16 protein-coding genes are annotated in these 15646 nt (G+C 62.1%); 10 read left to right on the top strand and 6 right to left on the bottom strand.

Features of this window, described 5'->3' with window-relative positions:
• Positions 1 to 30 precede the first annotated feature (30 nt).
• The gene (locus tag HBO10_RS22970; protein WP_020302594.1) at positions 31 to 537 is read left to right on the top strand and encodes a GAF domain-containing protein; all 507 of its coding nucleotides are present in this window, start codon (positions 31 to 33) and stop codon (positions 535 to 537) included.
• Here the strand turns inward: HBO10_RS22970 and HBO10_RS22975 are convergent.
• Complete coding sequence (locus HBO10_RS22975) at positions 512 to 1435, bottom strand: AraC family transcriptional regulator (protein WP_034127596.1); 924 nt, start codon at positions 1433 to 1435, stop codon at positions 512 to 514. The genes HBO10_RS22970 and HBO10_RS22975 overlap by 26 nt on opposite strands.
• 163 nt (positions 1436 to 1598) lie before the next feature.
• Between HBO10_RS22975 and HBO10_RS22980 the strand changes: the two genes are divergently transcribed.
• A complete protein-coding gene (locus HBO10_RS22980; RefSeq protein ID WP_034127597.1) occupies positions 1599 to 2621 on the top strand; it encodes an alpha/beta hydrolase in 1023 nt (340 codons plus the stop codon).
• Entirely contained in the window at positions 2618 to 3808 is a 1191-nt protein-coding gene (locus tag HBO10_RS22985; protein ID WP_034127598.1) for an MFS transporter, read from the top strand. The genes HBO10_RS22980 and HBO10_RS22985 overlap by 4 nt, the downstream gene beginning before the upstream one ends.
• Here the strand turns inward: HBO10_RS22985 and HBO10_RS22990 are convergent.
• A complete protein-coding gene (locus tag HBO10_RS22990) occupies positions 3801 to 4622 on the bottom strand; it encodes a helix-turn-helix transcriptional regulator (protein WP_034127599.1) in 822 nt (273 codons plus the stop codon). The two genes, HBO10_RS22985 and HBO10_RS22990, sit on opposite strands and share 8 nt — an antisense overlap.
• Before the next feature lie 102 nt (positions 4623 to 4724).
• On the opposite strand from HBO10_RS22990, the gene HBO10_RS22995 reads away from it, so the two are divergent.
• The gene (locus HBO10_RS22995) at positions 4725 to 5936 is read left to right on the top strand and encodes an MFS transporter (RefSeq protein ID WP_003190861.1); all 1212 of its coding nucleotides are present in this window, start codon (positions 4725 to 4727) and stop codon (positions 5934 to 5936) included.
• 428 nt (positions 5937 to 6364) lie between these two features.
• Here the strand turns inward: HBO10_RS22995 and HBO10_RS23000 are convergent, their stop codons facing one another.
• Entirely contained in the window at positions 6365 to 6679 is a 315-nt protein-coding gene (locus HBO10_RS23000) for a DUF2834 domain-containing protein (protein WP_034127600.1), read from the bottom strand.
• Positions 6680 to 6871: 192 nt separating this feature from the next.
• Here HBO10_RS23000 and HBO10_RS23005 point away from each other — a divergent pair, with 192 nt between their 5' ends.
• Positions 6872 to 8581, top strand: coding sequence for an amidase (locus HBO10_RS23005; RefSeq protein ID WP_034127601.1), 1710 nt, complete (start codon positions 6872 to 6874; stop codon positions 8579 to 8581).
• Positions 8582 to 8742: 161 nt separating this feature from the next.
• On the opposite strand, the gene HBO10_RS23010 is transcribed toward HBO10_RS23005, so the two are convergent.
• A complete protein-coding gene (locus tag HBO10_RS23010) occupies positions 8743 to 8976 on the bottom strand; it encodes a DUF6434 domain-containing protein (RefSeq protein WP_034126369.1) in 234 nt (77 codons plus the stop codon).
• Between the two features lie 153 nt (positions 8977 to 9129).
• Here HBO10_RS23010 and HBO10_RS23015 point away from each other — a divergent pair, with 153 nt between their 5' ends.
• On the top strand, positions 9130 to 9561 hold the full coding sequence (locus HBO10_RS23015; RefSeq protein WP_034125989.1) for a nuclear transport factor 2 family protein: 432 nt from the start codon (positions 9130 to 9132) through the stop codon (positions 9559 to 9561).
• 7 nt (positions 9562 to 9568) lie between these two features.
• On the opposite strand, the gene HBO10_RS23020 is transcribed toward HBO10_RS23015, so the two are convergent.
• Positions 9569 to 10894, bottom strand: a complete 1326-nt coding sequence (locus HBO10_RS23020) for a PLP-dependent aminotransferase family protein (RefSeq protein ID WP_034125990.1) — start codon at positions 10892 to 10894, stop codon at positions 9569 to 9571.
• Positions 10895 to 10983: 89 nt separating this feature from the next.
• On the opposite strand from HBO10_RS23020, the gene HBO10_RS23025 reads away from it, so the two are divergent.
• The 3 genes from HBO10_RS23025 to yghX are packed head-to-tail and all read left to right on the top strand — an operon-like array spanning position 10984 to position 13352.
• Positions 10984 to 11874, top strand: a complete 891-nt coding sequence (locus HBO10_RS23025) for a DMT family transporter (RefSeq protein ID WP_034125991.1) — start codon at positions 10984 to 10986, stop codon at positions 11872 to 11874.
• 51 nt (positions 11875 to 11925) lie between these two features.
• Positions 11926 to 12420: a thioesterase gene (locus tag HBO10_RS23030; RefSeq protein ID WP_034125992.1), complete on the top strand. Its 495-nt coding sequence runs from the start codon at positions 11926 to 11928 to the stop codon at positions 12418 to 12420.
• Positions 12421 to 12464: 44 nt separating this feature from the next.
• Complete coding sequence (gene yghX / locus HBO10_RS23035) at positions 12465 to 13352, top strand: YghX family hydrolase (RefSeq protein ID WP_034125993.1); 888 nt, start codon at positions 12465 to 12467, stop codon at positions 13350 to 13352.
• Positions 13353 to 13401: 49 nt separating this feature from the next.
• Here yghX and HBO10_RS23040 read toward each other — a convergent pair whose 3' ends face one another.
• On the bottom strand, positions 13402 to 14274 hold the full coding sequence (locus tag HBO10_RS23040) for a LysR family transcriptional regulator (protein ID WP_034125994.1): 873 nt from the start codon (positions 14272 to 14274) through the stop codon (positions 13402 to 13404).
• Positions 14275 to 14403: 129 nt separating this feature from the next.
• Here HBO10_RS23040 and ampC point away from each other — a divergent pair, with 129 nt between their 5' ends.
• Complete coding sequence (gene ampC / locus HBO10_RS23045; protein WP_034125995.1) at positions 14404 to 15546, top strand: class C beta-lactamase; 1143 nt, start codon at positions 14404 to 14406, stop codon at positions 15544 to 15546.
• Positions 15547 to 15646: the final 100 nt, after the last annotated feature.

Below are 15646 nucleotides of genomic sequence, written 5' to 3' on the forward strand. Positions count from 1 at the left end.
GCCTGCGACCACGCCATTGGAGCGTTCAGCATGGTTTCAAGCGTCACCGCCGCACACAGGTTACTCAGCGCAGACGAGCGCGCCGCCATTGCCGAAATTGAAGCAACCACCAACATCCTCAAGCTGGTCACTCGTCTGACCGGGATGAGATTCGCCGGCATCGCCAAGTTCACCGACCAGGAATGGGTGGTGTGTTCGGCCTACGACCCGCTGCAAATGGGCATCAACGTCGACGACGTACTCGACCTTGAAACCACCCTGTGCAGTGAGTTCTGCATCAACCCACACACCCTGTTCATCCCCCAGATCAGCCAGAACGGCCGTTTCGCGTCACGCCCGGTGGTCAAGCAATACGCCATCGAAAGCTACGCCGGCGCGCCGATCTTCCTGCCCGATGGCCGCCTGTTCGGGGCGCTGTGTGCGCTGGACTCACGGGCCATGCTGTTCGACGACCCGAACCTGCCGGAAACCCTGAGCCTGTTCGCACGGCTGATTGGCTGCATCTTCTACGCTAATCTGACCCCGGCGGATCACTGACACCCGCCCGGCCCCGCAGTGTTGCCATATCACGCTTGGGCGGCACCCCGAACAGCCGGCTGTACTCACGGCTGAATTGCGACGGGCTCTCATACCCGACTTTGAACGCGGCACTGGAGACATCCTGGTGCTCGTTCAACATCAATCGTCGTGCTTCATTCAGACGCAGCCATTTCTGGTATTGCAGCGGGCTCATCGCGGTCAGTTGCCGGAAGTGATGGTGAAAGGTCGCCGCGCTCATTTGCACCCGCGCTGCCAGCTCTTCCACACGCAGGGCCCCGTCGAAATTCAACTTCAGCCAGTCGATGGCCTTGGCAATCCGATAGCCCTGCCCGTCCACCGAGCAGATCTGGCGCAGTCGGCCGGCCTGGTCGCTTTTCAATAGCCGGTAATGAATCTCGCGTTGGATCAATGGCGCAAGTACCGGGATAGCCTCGGGTTCATCCAGCAACGCCACCAGGCGCGCGAATGCGGCCAGCATGCCGTCGGTGACCGTGCCGATCCCCACACCCTTCATGACTGCGCGCTCACGCACCGGTGGCAAGCCACCCTGGGCGATCAGCTCGGCGAGCATGCGCAGGTCCAGCTTGAACGTCAGCCCCAGGCACGGTTGCTCGGGGCTGGCCGCCAGCACCTCGGAATTGGCCGGAATGTCCAGCGACGTCACCAGGAACCGGGAAGTGTCGTAGGGGTAGCCCTCGCCACCGACCCACAACTGCTTCTCGCCCTGGGCCACCAGCACGATGCACGGCTCAACCATGCACACCACCGGTGCAGCGGGTTGCTCACGCCGATAAAAGCCCAGGCCGGGGATCGGCATGGCGTAGTCGCCGGGCGACGGGGTGCGCGAACCAATCGACTGGATCAGCGCGTTCAGGGGGGTGGGAGTGGACGTCATGACAGACCCTTTCGATGCTTCATTGCACTTTACTCGCGCAAGCCACGGGCGTCGTCACCTGGCACTGAAACTCAGAGGATCAGGCAAGTAATCCACTCAAATGCACTACAGAAGCCCTGCCGTCACCCGGAAAATGTGCTGACACTTCACGAGGAACACCCCTATGAAACGCCTCTTGCTCGCCCTGGGTTTGTTGGTGACTTCTCTTTCTTCATTTGGAGCCGATATGTCTAACGGTGCGGATAACTTCTACAGCAGCGACACAGTGACGGCCGAACCTGTCACCTTCAACAATCAATACGGCATGCAGGTCGCAGGCACGCTGTTCATGCCCAGGCACCTTGCCCCAGGCTCAAAGCACGCAGCCCTGGTCGTCGGCCACCCGATGGGCGCCGTCAAAGAGCAAAGCGCCAACCTCTACGCCACCAAAATGGCTGAACAGGGCTTCGTGACCCTGTCCCTGGACCTGTCGTTCTGGGGCCAAAGCGCCGGCACACCACGCAACGCGGTGTTGCCCGACCTCTACGTGGAAGACTTCAGCGCCGCCGTGGACTTTCTCGGCACTCGCCCACAGGTCGACCGGGAACGCATCGGTGCCATCGGCATTTGTGGCAGCGGCAGTTTTGTGATCAGTGCTGCGAAGATCGATCCGCGTCTCAAGGCAATCGCCACCGTCAGCATGTACGACATGGGCGCGGCCAACCGCAATGGCCTCAAGCACGGCATGACCTTGCAACAGCGCCAGCAGATCCTGCGCCAGGCCGCCAACCAGCGCTATGTAGAGTTCCAGGGCGGCGAGACCCTCTACACCGGTGGCACGCCGCAGAGCCTCACGGGCGATCCGGTCGGCGACGAGTTCTACGACTTCTACCGCACCCCCCGCGGCGAAGTCACCCCGGCAGGCGCCTCATCGCAGACCACCACCCGGCCGACGCTGACCAGTAACGTCAAGTTCATGAACTTCTACCCCTTCAACGATATCGAGACGATCTCGCCGCGCCCACTGCTGCTGATTACCGGGGCCAACGCGCACTCCCGTGAATTCAGTGAAGACGCCTATCAACGCGCCGCCGAGCCCAAGCAATTGCTGATCATCCCCAACGCCGGCCATGTAGACCTGTACGACCGCGTCGAACTGATCCCATTTGACACGCTCACCACCTTCTTCCAGAGCCACTTGCAGTGAGTTCCGTTACCCCTCAACCGCAACGCTGGGGCGCGGTGCTGGCGATGTCGCTCGCGGCGTTTGCCTTGGTCGCCTCCGAGTTCATGCCGGTCAGCCTGCTCACACCGCTGGCCGCTGACTTGCACATCACTGAAGGCCAGGCCGGCCAGGGCATTTCCGTGTCCGGGGTGTTCGCCTTGCTCACCAGCCTGGTGATCGCGGCGGTTGCCGCACGGATGGATCGCAAGCGCCTGCTGATGGCCCTGACCCTGCTGATGATCGTCTCTGGCAGCGTGGTGGCGTTCGCACCGAATTACGCGGTGTTCATGCTCGGGCGCGCGTTGATTGGAGTGGCGATTGGCGGCTTCTGGTCACTGTCGGCGGCCACGGCAATGCGCCTGGTCGAGCCCGCCCAAGTGCCACGGGCCTTGGCCATCGTCAACGGTGGCAACGCCCTGGCGACGGTGATCGCGGCGCCGCTGGGCAGCTTTCTTGGCGGCCTGATTGGCTGGCGCGGCGCATTCTTTTGCGTGGTGCCAGTGGCCGTGATTGCGCTGGCCTGGCTGTGGCTGAGCTTGCCGGCGCTCAAGCACAGCGGCACGGCGGCCACCGGCAATGCGCTGCGCCTGCTGAAAAACTCCAAGGTGGCCTTGGGCATGTGCGCCGTCAGCCTGTTCTTCATGGGCCAGTTCATGCTGTTCACTTACTTGCGGCCATTCCTGGAAGGCGTGACCCGGGTCGAGGTGTCCACCCTGTCGCTGATGCTGCTGGTGCTCGGCCTGGCCGGCCTGGCGGGTACGGTGTTGATTGAGCATTTGCTCAAGCGTCACCTGTACCCGACGCTGATTGCCATTCCGTTGATCATGGCCGGCATTGCCCTTGCGCTGGTGGGGTTCGGCGGTTCAGCGATTGTCACCACCCTGCTGTTGGGCTGCTGGGGCCTGGTAGCGACAGCTGCTCCGGTTGGCTGGTGGACATGGCTGGCACGCACCTTGCCCGACGACGCTGAGGCCGGCGGGGGGTTGATGGTCGCCATCATCCAGTTGGCGATTGCCGCCGGTGCCACCGTCGGTGGCGTGGCATTCGACTTGAGCGGCTACCGGGCCACCTTCGAGTTGAGCGCCGCCTTGCTGGTAGTCGCCACGCTGCTGGCTTACCTGGCATCCCGGCGCCCTGCTCATGCGCGCATGGCGAGCGACGCTACTTGAAAAAATGACTCGGCGTTTTACCAAACTGTTTCTTGAACATGCTGGTAAAAGCGCTGGGGCTTTCGTAGCCCAATTCAAACGCCACATCAATGATCTTCTCCCCCACCGCAATGCGCTCCAGCGCCAGCAGCAACCGCGCCTGCTGGCGCCATTGGCCGAAGGTCATGCCGGTTTCCTTGCGGAACAGGCGCTGGATGGTGGTCTGGTCCAATCCCAACCGCGCACTCCAGTCGGCCACGGTGGAGGCATCACTCGGTTCATCCTGCAACGCCAGGCAGATCGGGCTCAGGCGCGGGTCGGCAGGCTGGGGCAGCGACAGCGGCAAGGCCGGGAGAATGGCCAGTTCGTCAAGAATCAGGTGCATGATCCGCGCGTCGCGTGAATCCTCGGCATACGGCGGCTTCAAGCTCACCGAGGCCTTGATCAGTTCACTCAGCAGCGGCGAAACGGTCACCGTCTTGGGCTCGGCCGGCAGGTTGGGGAAGCTGTCCGGGCGCACGAACACGCTGCGCATCTTCAGCGTACCCACGCAACGCAGTGAGTGAACTTGACCGCAAGGCATCCAGAAGCCACGATTGGGCGGTACCGTCCATTGCCTCAGGGCCGAGTACACCACCATCACACCGCCAATGGCGTACAGCAGTTGGTGCTTGTTGTGGCTGTGTTCGGGGATCACCCAGTTTTCGGGGTAATCGGTGGCCGAACTGATGACGGCCCAGTCGCCCTCATCGATCTCTCGCAGAAATTTATCCAGTGATTTGATCATTTCGCCCTTTTTGCGATGGTTTCTGCACGAATTGCGCGAGACAGGCATTGGCGCCGAATCTAGCATAAACGCCGAGTCCAGATGGAGTGGCGGTTCACATCACCGCCGCCCGCCTCCACGCCTGTCAGCTGCCTTGTACGGAATGCCCGCATGTCCACAGTCACAGCGTCACCCGCCGCACCTTCGACCAGCCCGCAAGTAAGCCCCTTAGTCATGCGCGTCCTGGGCGCCTGTGCCCTGGCGCACCTGATCAATGACTTGATCCAGGCTGTGCTGCCATCGATCTACCCGATGCTCAAGGCCAACTACGGCCTGAGCTTCACCCAGGTCGGCCTGATCACCCTGACCTTCCAGTTGACCGCCTCGCTGCTGCAACCGTGGATCGGCTACCACACCGACCGCCACCCCAAACCCTGGTTATTACCAGCGGGCATGGTGTGCACCTTGATCGGCATCCTGATGCTGGCCTTTGTCGGCAACTTCCCGGCGATATTGCTCGCGGCGGCGCTGGTGGGTGTGGGCTCATCGACCTTCCACCCGGAAACCTCCCGCGTCGCACGCCTGGCTTCCGGTGGGCGCTACGGCTTGGCGCAATCGACCTTCCAGGTCGGCGGCAACACCGGCAGCGCTTTCGGCCCGTTGCTGGCGGCGGCGATCATCATTCCCTACGGCCAAAGCCACATTGCCTGGTTCGGCCTGTTTGCGGTGTTCGCCATCCTGGTGCTGTACGGTTTGAGCCGCTGGTACCGCCACCACCTCAACCTGTTCAAGCTCAAGCAAGGCAGCCAGGCGACCCACGGTTTGTCCAAAGGCCGCGTGACCTTCGCCCTGGTGGTATTGGCTGTGCTGGTGTTCTCCAAATACTGGTACATGACCAGCCTGACCAGTTACTTCACGTTCTACCTGATCGAGAAATTCCAGCTGTCGGTAGCCAGCTCGCAGATGTACCTGTTCCTGTTCCTCGGCGCAGTGGCCGTGGGCACCTTCGCCGGCGGCCCGATCGGCGACAAGATCGGCCGCAAGAAAGTCATCTGGTTCTCGATCCTCGGCGCCGCACCGTTCACCCTGGCCCTGCCCTACGTCGACCTGTTCTGGACCGCCGTACTCAGCGTGGTCATCGGCTTTATCATCGCCTCGGCGTTCTCGGCCATCGTGGTGTTTGCCCAGGAATTGGTGCCGGGCAATGTGGGCATGATCGCCGGGATATTCTTCGGCCTGATGTTCGGCTTCAGCGGGATCGGCGCGGCGCTGCTCGGGATGCTCGCTGACCATCACGGCATCGAATACGTGTACAAGCTGTGCTCGTTCCTGCCGCTGGTGGGCATCCTCACGGTACTGTTGCCGTCGACCAAAGGCGTTTGATCGGTTGCGTCGCCCCATAGCCGTAGTTATCTACAACTTTGGGGCGACGCGGGACCTGTGGCGAGGGAGCTTGCTCCCGTGACGGCCTGCCAGCCGATGCATATTTATCTGACACCACTAGATCCAAATGGGGGAGCTGGCTTGCCTGCGATGGCGGCCTGCTAGCCGAAGCCTATCTACCTGCCCCCCCCCCCACGATCCAGAGGTGGGTGGCTTGCCTGCGATAACCATAGGTATCGACACAACTCCTTAGCGCTCAACGGTAACCACGATGCGAAGCGAGCCGCTCTTGATCTGCTACGGATATGTCCACAATCCAACTGTGTTGACTGCCAGGCCGCCTTCGCGAGCAAGCCAGCTCCCACTTTGGATCGTCGTGTGTCAGTCAGATCAGCGTCGCTGGCAGGTCGTCACGGGAGCAACAAGCCTCACTTCATGGCCCGGCGAGAAAATCCATTAACCACGATATAGAGCAAAGGCCCTACCGACACAAACACTGCCGTCAGTAAAAAATACGGCAGCACTGAGACCATCGACCGCCCTCGCCTACGCGCATCCCGGTACATCCACACACACGCCAGCACCGCCATCAGATACAGGTCAATCACCACCTGCGCCGTATCGGGCCGGGACATCAGTTCCCATCCAAATGCCAGCAGTGACTGCTCGGCCGTGAGCATGGTCGCCACCGTATAGAGGGTAAACCCGAGCAAGGCAGCCAGGGCGATATAAGGTCTGTGCATGGTCTCTTCCTTGAAGTGCAACGTTAATCAACGCGATCACCTTAGCGATAAAGGGCGGCCACTCGCAATGTTGCTGACGCCTTGCTTGGTGATGTCGTTCCCGCCGCCTACACGAAGTATGCCGCGCTGGTTTTGTGAAATATCTGTACGTAGACTGCCGCCATACCCCCACTTGAAGGCGGCGAAAAAAACGTGATGCAAGTTACTGAAGTCTCCATTGCCCAATTGCGCGCTGCGCTTGAAGCCGGCCAGACCACGGCAGTTGAACTGGTGCAGGCGTACCTGGCGCGGATCGATGCCTACGATGGCCCGCAGACGGCCACTGCACTGAACGCCGTGGTGGTACGCAACCCCGATGCGCTCAAAGAAGCCCAGGCGTCTGATGCACGCCGCGCCAAGGGGCAAACCCTGGGGCCGCTGGATGGTATCCCCTACACGGCCAAGGACAGTTACCTGGTCAAGGGGTTGACGGCTGCATCCGGCAGCCCGGCGTTTGCCAAGCTGGTGGCCCAGCGCGATGCCTTCACCATTGAGCGTCTGCGTGCCGGTGGCGCTATCTGCCTGGGCAAGACCAACATGCCGCCGATGGCCAATGGCGGTATGCAGCGTGGCGTGTACGGTCGCGCCGAAAGCCCCTACAACGCCGACTACCTCACCGCGCCGTTTGCGTCGGGTTCCTCCAACGGCGCTGGTACCGCCACCGCCGCCAGCTTTGCCGCGTTCGGGCTGGCTGAAGAAACCTGGTCCAGCGGTCGCGGCCCGGCCTCCAATAATGGGTTGTGTGCCTACACGCCGTCCCGTGGCGTGATTTCGGTGCGCGGCAACTGGCCACTGACCCCGACCATGGACGTGGTGGTGCCTTATGCACGCACCATGGCAGACCTGCTGGAAGTGCTCGACGTCGTGGTGGCCGAAGACCCGGACACACGTGGTGACCTGTGGCGCCTGCAACCCTGGGTGCCGATCCCCAGCGTCACCTCGGTGCGCCCGGTGTCCTACGCGGCGCTGGCAGTCGACAGCGAAAACCTGGCTGGCAAGCGCTTTGGCGTGCCGCGCATGTACATCAACGCCGACCCGGATGCTGGCACCAGCGAAAAACCGGGTATCGGCGGCCCGACCGGACAAAAGATCCACACCCGCGCCACGGTGATCGAACTGTGGCAAGCCGCGCGCCAGGCATTGGAAGCGGCGGGTGCCGAAGTGATCGAAGTGGATTTCCCGCTGGTGTCCAACTGCGAAGGCGACCGCCCCGGCGCGCCGACGGTGTTTACCCGTGGCCTGGTCTCTAAAGAGTTCCTCCACGACGAACTGTGGGAACTGTCTGCATGGGCCTTCGATGACTTCCTGCGCGCCAACGGCGACCCGCACCTGAACCGCCTGGCCGATGTGGACGGGCCGAGCATCTTCCCCCACGACCCCGGCACCCTGCCCAACCGTGAAGACGACCTGGCCGCCGGCATGGACGAATACGTGCGCATGGCCCAACGCGGCATAACGCCATGGGACCAGATCAGCACCGTGCCCGATGGCCTGCGCGGCCTGGAGCAAACCCGGCGCCTGGACCTGGAAGACTGGATGGACACCCTCGGGCTGGACGCCGTGCTGTTCCCCACCGTGGCCGACGTAGGCCCGGCGGATGCCGATGTGAACGAAGCGTCTGCCGACATTGCCTGGAGCAACGGCGTGTGGGTGGCCAACGGCAACCTCGCCATCCGCCACCTGGGCGTGCCCACCGTCACCGTGCCGATGGGGGTGATGGCAGACATCGGCATGCCGGTGGGGCTGACCTTCGCCGGGCGTGCCTATGACGATTCGGCGCTGTTGCGCTTTGCCTCGGCGTTCGAAGCCACCGGCAGCAAACGGATGATCCCGCCGCGTACGCCACCGCTGGCGGCTATCTAGCTGGGCTCCTCACTCAAATGCGGGCTTGCTGTAGCGAGCAAGCTTGCTTGCGCTGGGGTGCGTAGCGCCCCCAAAAAGCCGGCTCCAGCTGCGCTGTCGAGCGGGAGCAAGCTCCCTCGCCACAGCAAGCCCGCTCCCACACTTTTTGTTCATATTTCAGTTCAAACACCGTGGTGCGAGAACCGAAGCACCTCGTTGCGACGCTGCCACTCCTCCACCACATCCCCCAAAGTCTTGGGTGCGCCGTTACGAATCCACGCCATGAATGGACGGTTGAACTTGAACGCCGGGCCACACTGCTCAAGCATAAAGCGGCGCACGTTCTGGGTGTTTTTATAGCTAGGGGTGACGGGTGTAGCGCGGGTGATGACGTCGCTGTGCCAGTCAAAATCCATGATGTACCTCGGCTGCGCGGATGTGATGAACACTCTAGCGCCTACTCACCTCAAGCTCCTGCAAAATTTCACTTTCCTTCCGCCTTGAGAATATTGCATGGTTGTACGACGACATACCTCGTCGTATTTCTTAACAACAATAAGGAAACACCCATGTCCAACTTCAAAGTGCTGATCGGATTTCTGTGCCTCTTCTCCGGCTACGTCGCCGCCGCGCCCGGCGCCGCCGAGAGGGATGTAGCCCAGGCAGTCGATCAATTGACCCAAGCCATGCTGCATCTGGACCTCAAGCAGCTTCATGCACTGACGTCCGACAAGCTCACCTACGGCCACTCCAGCGGCAAGGTGCAAAACAAGGCGCAATTCATTGCCGACCTGGAAACCCATACCAGCGCATTCAAAACCCTGGAGATGCAAAACCAGACCATCACTCTCAACGGCGATACCGCTCTGGTGCGCAACCACTTCCACGCCTTGGCAGTGAACAGCGGTGTGGACACACCAACCGATATCGACAACTTTCAGGTTTGGCAAAAACAGCACGGCCAATGGCTGCTGATTGGGCGCCAGGCTTACAAGTACTGAGCAAAACTCACCACGCCACCACCTTGCGCACCTTCACCAGCGCCTCACGCAATGCCGCCATGGGCACCGAACCCAGGGCCAGGCGCAGCGCGTGGGGCACCTGGGCCGAGACCGCGAACGGTTCGGCGGTTGAAACCGAGATGCCCGCGCGCTGCAAGGTCATGGCGACCTGATCGGCGCGGGCGTCTTCCGCCAACGGTAGCCACAGAAAGTAGGAGGACGGGTGACTGATGGTCTTCACGCCCCTCAGCACCTGTGCTGCCAACGCTTGACGAGCCTGGGCATCCGCACGCTTTTGCGCCTCCAGTTGCGCCACCGTGCCGTCCTCGAGCCAGCCCACCGCAATCGCGCTCATCACCCCCGGCACGTTCCAGGTAGTGGCCATGATCGTGCGTTCCAAGCCGCTCACCCAAGCCATAGGCGCAGCGATAAAGCCCACGCGTAAACCGGTGGCGACACTCTTGGACAGCCCGCCGATGTACACCGTGCGCTCGGGTGCGAGGGTCGCCAAGGGTGGCGGCGCTTCTTCGGCGAGAAACGCATAGGCGCCATCCTCGATGATCATCAGGTTGTGCTGCCGGGCGATTGCCACCAAGCGCTCGCGCTGCGCCAGGCTCATCACCCAGCCCAGCGGGTTATGCAGGGTCGGCATGCTGTACACCGCTCGCACCGGGCGCTGGCGACACAGGCTGTGCAGGTGGTCAAGATCAGGGCCGTTGGCTGTGACTGGGATGGCGACCAGTTCCAGGTGCAGGGTTTCGGCCAGCACCTTGAACCCCGAATAGGTCAGTGCATCCACCGCGACCACATCCCCAGGCTTGAGCAAGGTCATCATGCTCACCGCCAGGCCATGCTGGGCGCCGCTGACCACCAGCACCTGCTCGGCTTGCACCGTCAACCCTCGGTTCAACAAGTGCCGGGCCACGGCGGCGCGCTCGTGCACACGTCCGGCATGGGGCTGGTAACGCAGCAACGCCTCCAGATCGCCGGACAGGGCGAGTTGGCGCAACGCCGTGCGCAGCAGCTCGGCCTGACCCGGCAAAGACGGATAGTTGAAATTCAGGTCAAGCAAACCCGCCGCAACCGTCATCTGCCCACTGCCCTGCCCCGGTGGCAAGGCAATCTCACGCACAAAGGTGCCGCGCCCGGTTTCTCCACTGACCAGGCCCATGGCTTCCAGCTCGCTGTACACCCGGCTGGCAGTGACCAGCGCCAGGCCATGCTCGGCGGCCAATCGCCGATGGGTAGGTAACCGCGTGCCGGGCTGCAATTGGCCGCTGCGGATGGCCTCGGCGAAGGTATCGACCAGCGTCTTGTAGCGAGCACGGGGCATAGGGATGTATCCATGACAATTTTTTGATTGTCCTAATCTTCAATCCTAGGATGCCCAGCACGCAACTGCCATTTTCGGACAGGTCCCCCATGGAACGCACTTCTCCTCTCGGCACTCTGGACAGCAGCACCCAGGGTTGGATCAACGGCTTTATCGGTGTGGTGATTTTCAGCGGCTCGCTGCCAGCCACGCGCCTGGCGGTGATGGAATTCGATCCGGTGTTCCTGACCATGATCCGCGCCACCCTCGCGGCGCTACTGGGGTTGTGCCTATTGGGGGTATTCAAGGAAAAACGCCCCACGCGCCAGCAATGGGCACCGCTGGTTATCGTCGCGCTTGGCGTGGTGATCGGCTTTCCACTGCTGACGGCCCTGGCCCTGCAGTACGTGACCTCGGCCCACTCCATCGTCTTTATCGGCCTGCTGCCACTGGCTACGGCGGTGTTCGGTGTGCTGCGCGGCGGTGAACGGCCGAGGCCGGTGTTCTGGTTGTTTTCGATCCTGGGCAGCCTGTTGGTGATGGGATATGCCGTTGCCCAAGGCTTGAGCGCCGCACCCGCGGGCGATGTGTTGATGCTGTTGGCCGTGCTGGCATGCGGCCTGGGGTATGCCGAAGGCGCCAAGCTGTCGCGCAGCCTGGGCGGCTGGCAGGTGATCTGCTGGGCGCTGGTGGTGTCGCTGCCGGTGGTGGCGCCCTTGAGCCTGTTGTTGGCGCCGTCTACCCTCAGCGGTATCAGCTTGCCGGCCTGGTTGAGCCTGGGCTACGTGGCGGTGTTCAGCATGTTGATCGGCTTTGTATTCTGGTACCGCGGCCTGGCCCAGGGCGGGATTGCCGCGGTCGGCCAGTTGCAGTTGCTGCAACCGTTCTTCGGCCTGGCGCTGGCGGCGGGTTTGCTGCATGAACAGGTCAGCCTGGGCATGGTGCTGGTGACGGTGGCGGTGATCGGCTGCGTGGCCGGGGCGAAGAAGTTTGCTCGCTAACCCCTGGCCTGCTAAATAGAAGCGTCGCCCAAACAACAACAAGGACTCTGCATGCACAGCGCTTCTCTCCAGGACACCACGGCGCCGGAAGGCATCTGCTACGGCTGCGGCAACAGCAACCCTCATGGCCTGCACATCAAGAGCCGCTGGGATGACGATGGCGTACACGTCATTGCCGAGCATCAACCCGAGGCCAAATACAGCGGCTGGCCAGACCTGGTCTACGGTGGCCTGATCGCCATGCTGGTGGACTGCCATTCCAACTGGACCGCCATGGCCTACCACTACCGCGCCGAACAGCGTGAACCCGGCAGCCTGCCGCGCATCGACTGCGTCACCGGTAACCTGGGGATCAAATTCATCAAGCCCACGCCCATGGGTGTGCCCCTGGTCCTGCGGGCGCGGGTCGAAGGCGAAATCGGTCGCAAAAGCCGGGTGGTCTGCGAAGTGTATGCAGGCAGCGTGCTCACCGCCGTCGGCGACTCGGTGTTCGTGCGCGTCGACACCGGGCAACTGGCCGCCGCCGCCCATGGCCGCGAGGTTTGATCCTGGTCTACAGTGACGGCAACCGCTAATCGAGGACTGCACCGATGACTCGTCTGACCGCGAAAGACTTTGCTCCCGAACTGCTGGAACTCTACGACGGCTATGCCCACGGCAAGATCAACCGCCGCGAATTTCTCGACCGCGCCGCGCTGTTCACCCTCGGTGGCCTCACCGCTTCGGCATTGCTCGCGGCCCTGAGCCCCAATTACGCCCTGGCCGAGCAGGTGAAATTCACCGACCCGGATATCGTCGCCGACTACATCACCTACCCCTCGCCCAAAGGCAACGGCACCGTGCGCGGCTATCTGGTGCGCCCAGCCAAGGCGGCAGGCAAGCTGCCCGCCGTGGTGGTGGTGCATGAAAACCGGGGCCTGAACCCCTATATCGAAGACGTCGCCCGACGCCTGGCCAAGGCCGGCTTTATCGCCCTGGCCCCCGACGGCCTGACCTCGGTGGGCGGCTACCCTGGCAATGATGAAAAAGGCGTGGCCCTGCAGCAGACCGTCGACCCGACCAAACTGATGAACGACTTCTTTGCCGCCATCGAGTGGCTGATGCAGCACGACAGCAGCACGGGCAAAGTCGGCATCACCGGGTTCTGTTATGGCGGTGGCGTGACCAATGCAGCGGCGGTGGCCTACCCGGAACTGGGCGCGGCAGTGTCGTTCTACGGGCGCCAACCCGACGCCAAGGACGTGCCGCGCATCAAGGCGCCGGTCATGTTGCATTTCGGTGAGCTGGATACGCGCATCAATGAAGGCTGGCCGGCGTATGAACAGGCATTGAAGGCCGCGGGGACGAGGTATGAGGCGTTTATCTACAAGGGCGCCAATCACGGTTTCCATAATGATTCGACACCGCGCTATGACGAAGCAGCGGCGAACCTTGCCTGGGAACGCACCCTGGGATGGTTCCGCCAATACCTGATGTAGGAGCGAGCAAGCTCGCTCCTACATAAATGAGGGCCTGCCTCCCCAAATGTTATCCAACACTTGCCTGCAACCACCCTTTGAACGCCAACATCGCGGGTGTCTCAGCCCGCGACTGCAAGCGCGTCAACCAATAGCTGCCGGTGGTGATCCCCACCTCGAACGGCTGGCGGATCACATCGTTCTCCAATTGCCGTGAAAACATCAGAGCTGGCGCCAGTGCTACGCCAGTCCCTTGCAGCGCGGCCTCCATCATCGCCAGCGAAGAGTCGAACACCACGCTGCGCGGCATCCGTGTATCGCTGGGCAAACCGGCGGCCTGGAACCACAGGTTCCACTCATCGGCACGGTAGGAACGCAGCAAGGTGTGTTTCAGTACGTCAGCCGGGCTGTGCAGTTGTTCGGCAATCTGCGGCACGCACAACACCGTCAGCGGTGCCTCAAGCAAGGGGCAGGCGTCGGTGCCGTGCCATGCGCCGGCGCCAAAGCGGATGGCATAATCCAGGCCCTCGGCAGCGACATCCACGCGGTTGTTGTGGGTGGACAAGCGCAAGTCGATCAACGGGTTGCGGCTGTGAAAATCCGCTAGGCGTGGCAACAACCAGCCCACCGCAAAGGTGCCGACCGCCCCCACCGTCAGGACTTCACGGTAATGCCCGCCTTCAAATTGATCCAAGGTCAGGGCAATACGGTCGAAGGCGTCACGCAGCACGGGCAGCAGGGATTCGCCTTCGCTGGTGAGCATCAAGCCCCGTGGCAGGCGCTTGAACAGCGTGACGTTGAGTTGCGCTTCGAGACTTTTGACCTGATGACTGACCGCCGCCTGGGTCACGCACAGCTCAATGGCCGCACGGGTAAAGCTCAAATGGCGCGCCGACGCTTCGAAAGCGCGCAACGCATTGAGCGGCAGGTGGGAACGCAACATGGCTTGACCCAAATTTTTCTAATGGCAGGTGCGAGATATCATCGTTTGCCGGCGCCCGGAAATCCACCTACATTTGCCACGCCTGCGCAGGTTCCGATCGTCATTGCCTTGTTTACATGGAAGCGAACCATGAAACACACCCTGAAAAAATATGCGGTTTCAGCCTTGTTGTTCGGCGCCGGCAGCTGCATGGCAGCCACCGATATGCGCCAGGTCGTGGACAGCCACGTCACCCCTCTGATGAAACAGCAAGGCATCCCGGGCCTGACGGTCGCGGTCGTCCAACACGGTAAGGTGCAATACTTTAACTACGGCGTCGCCGCCAAAGACACCCAGGCACCCGTCACCGAAAACACCCTGTTCGAAATCGGCTCAGTGAGCAAAACCTTCAACGCCACCCTCGGCGGGTATGCCCAGGCCATCGGCAAGCTCAAGCTGTCGGACATGACCAGCCAACATCTGCCCGTCCTGGCTGGCAGCGCGTTCGATCGCATCAGCCTGCTGCAACTGGCCACTTATACCGCCGGCGGCCTGACGCTGCAGTTTCCGGATGCCGCCGACAGTGCAACCACCATGATGGATTACTTCCAGCATTGGAAACCCACTTATGCGCCGGGGGAACAACGCCTTTACTCCAACCCCAGCATTGGCCTGTTCGGTTACGTGACCGCAAAAAGCCTGGGCCAGCCTTTCACCGTCGCCATGGAAAAAACCCTGCTGCCCAAGCTGGGCTTGACCAATACCTATACCCGCGTCCCCGCCGACAAGGCTGGCCAATACGCCCAGGGCTATGACAGCCAGCAGAAACCGGTACGCGTCAACCCTGGCGCCCTGGACTTCGAAGCCTACGGCCTCAAGAGCAGCAGCCAGGACCTGGCCCGCTACGTGATCGCGAACATGCACCCGCAAACCCTGGAACAACCGGTGCAACAGGCCATTGCCACCACTCACGCCGGCTACTACACCGTCAACGGCATGACCCAGGGGCTGGGCTGGGAACGCTACCCCTACCCCATCGGCCTGCAAGCGTTACTGGACGGCAACTCCACACCGATGGCGATGGAGCCGCACAAGGTCACCTGGCTGACACCCGCCCAGGCCGAGCCGGCCAACGTGCTGTACAACAAAACCGGGTCCACTGGCGGCTTTGGTGCTTACGTGGCGTACGTGCCAAGCAAGGACATGGGGGTGGTGATCCTGGCGAACCGGAACTACCCGAATGCCGAAAGGGTGAAAGTAGCGCACGCGATCTTGAGTGCGATGGACCAATAAGGCCGCCATCGCAGGCAAGCCAGCTCCCACATTTGGATCGCGGCGCGTCAGTTAGATCAGCGTCCGCCGTTGGGTAGTCACGGGAGCAAGCTCCCTCGCC

The organism is Pseudomonas sp. WS 5503 (assembly GCF_012985385.1).
GTDB classification, from domain to species: domain Bacteria; phylum Pseudomonadota; class Gammaproteobacteria; order Pseudomonadales; family Pseudomonadaceae; genus Aquipseudomonas; species Aquipseudomonas paracarnis.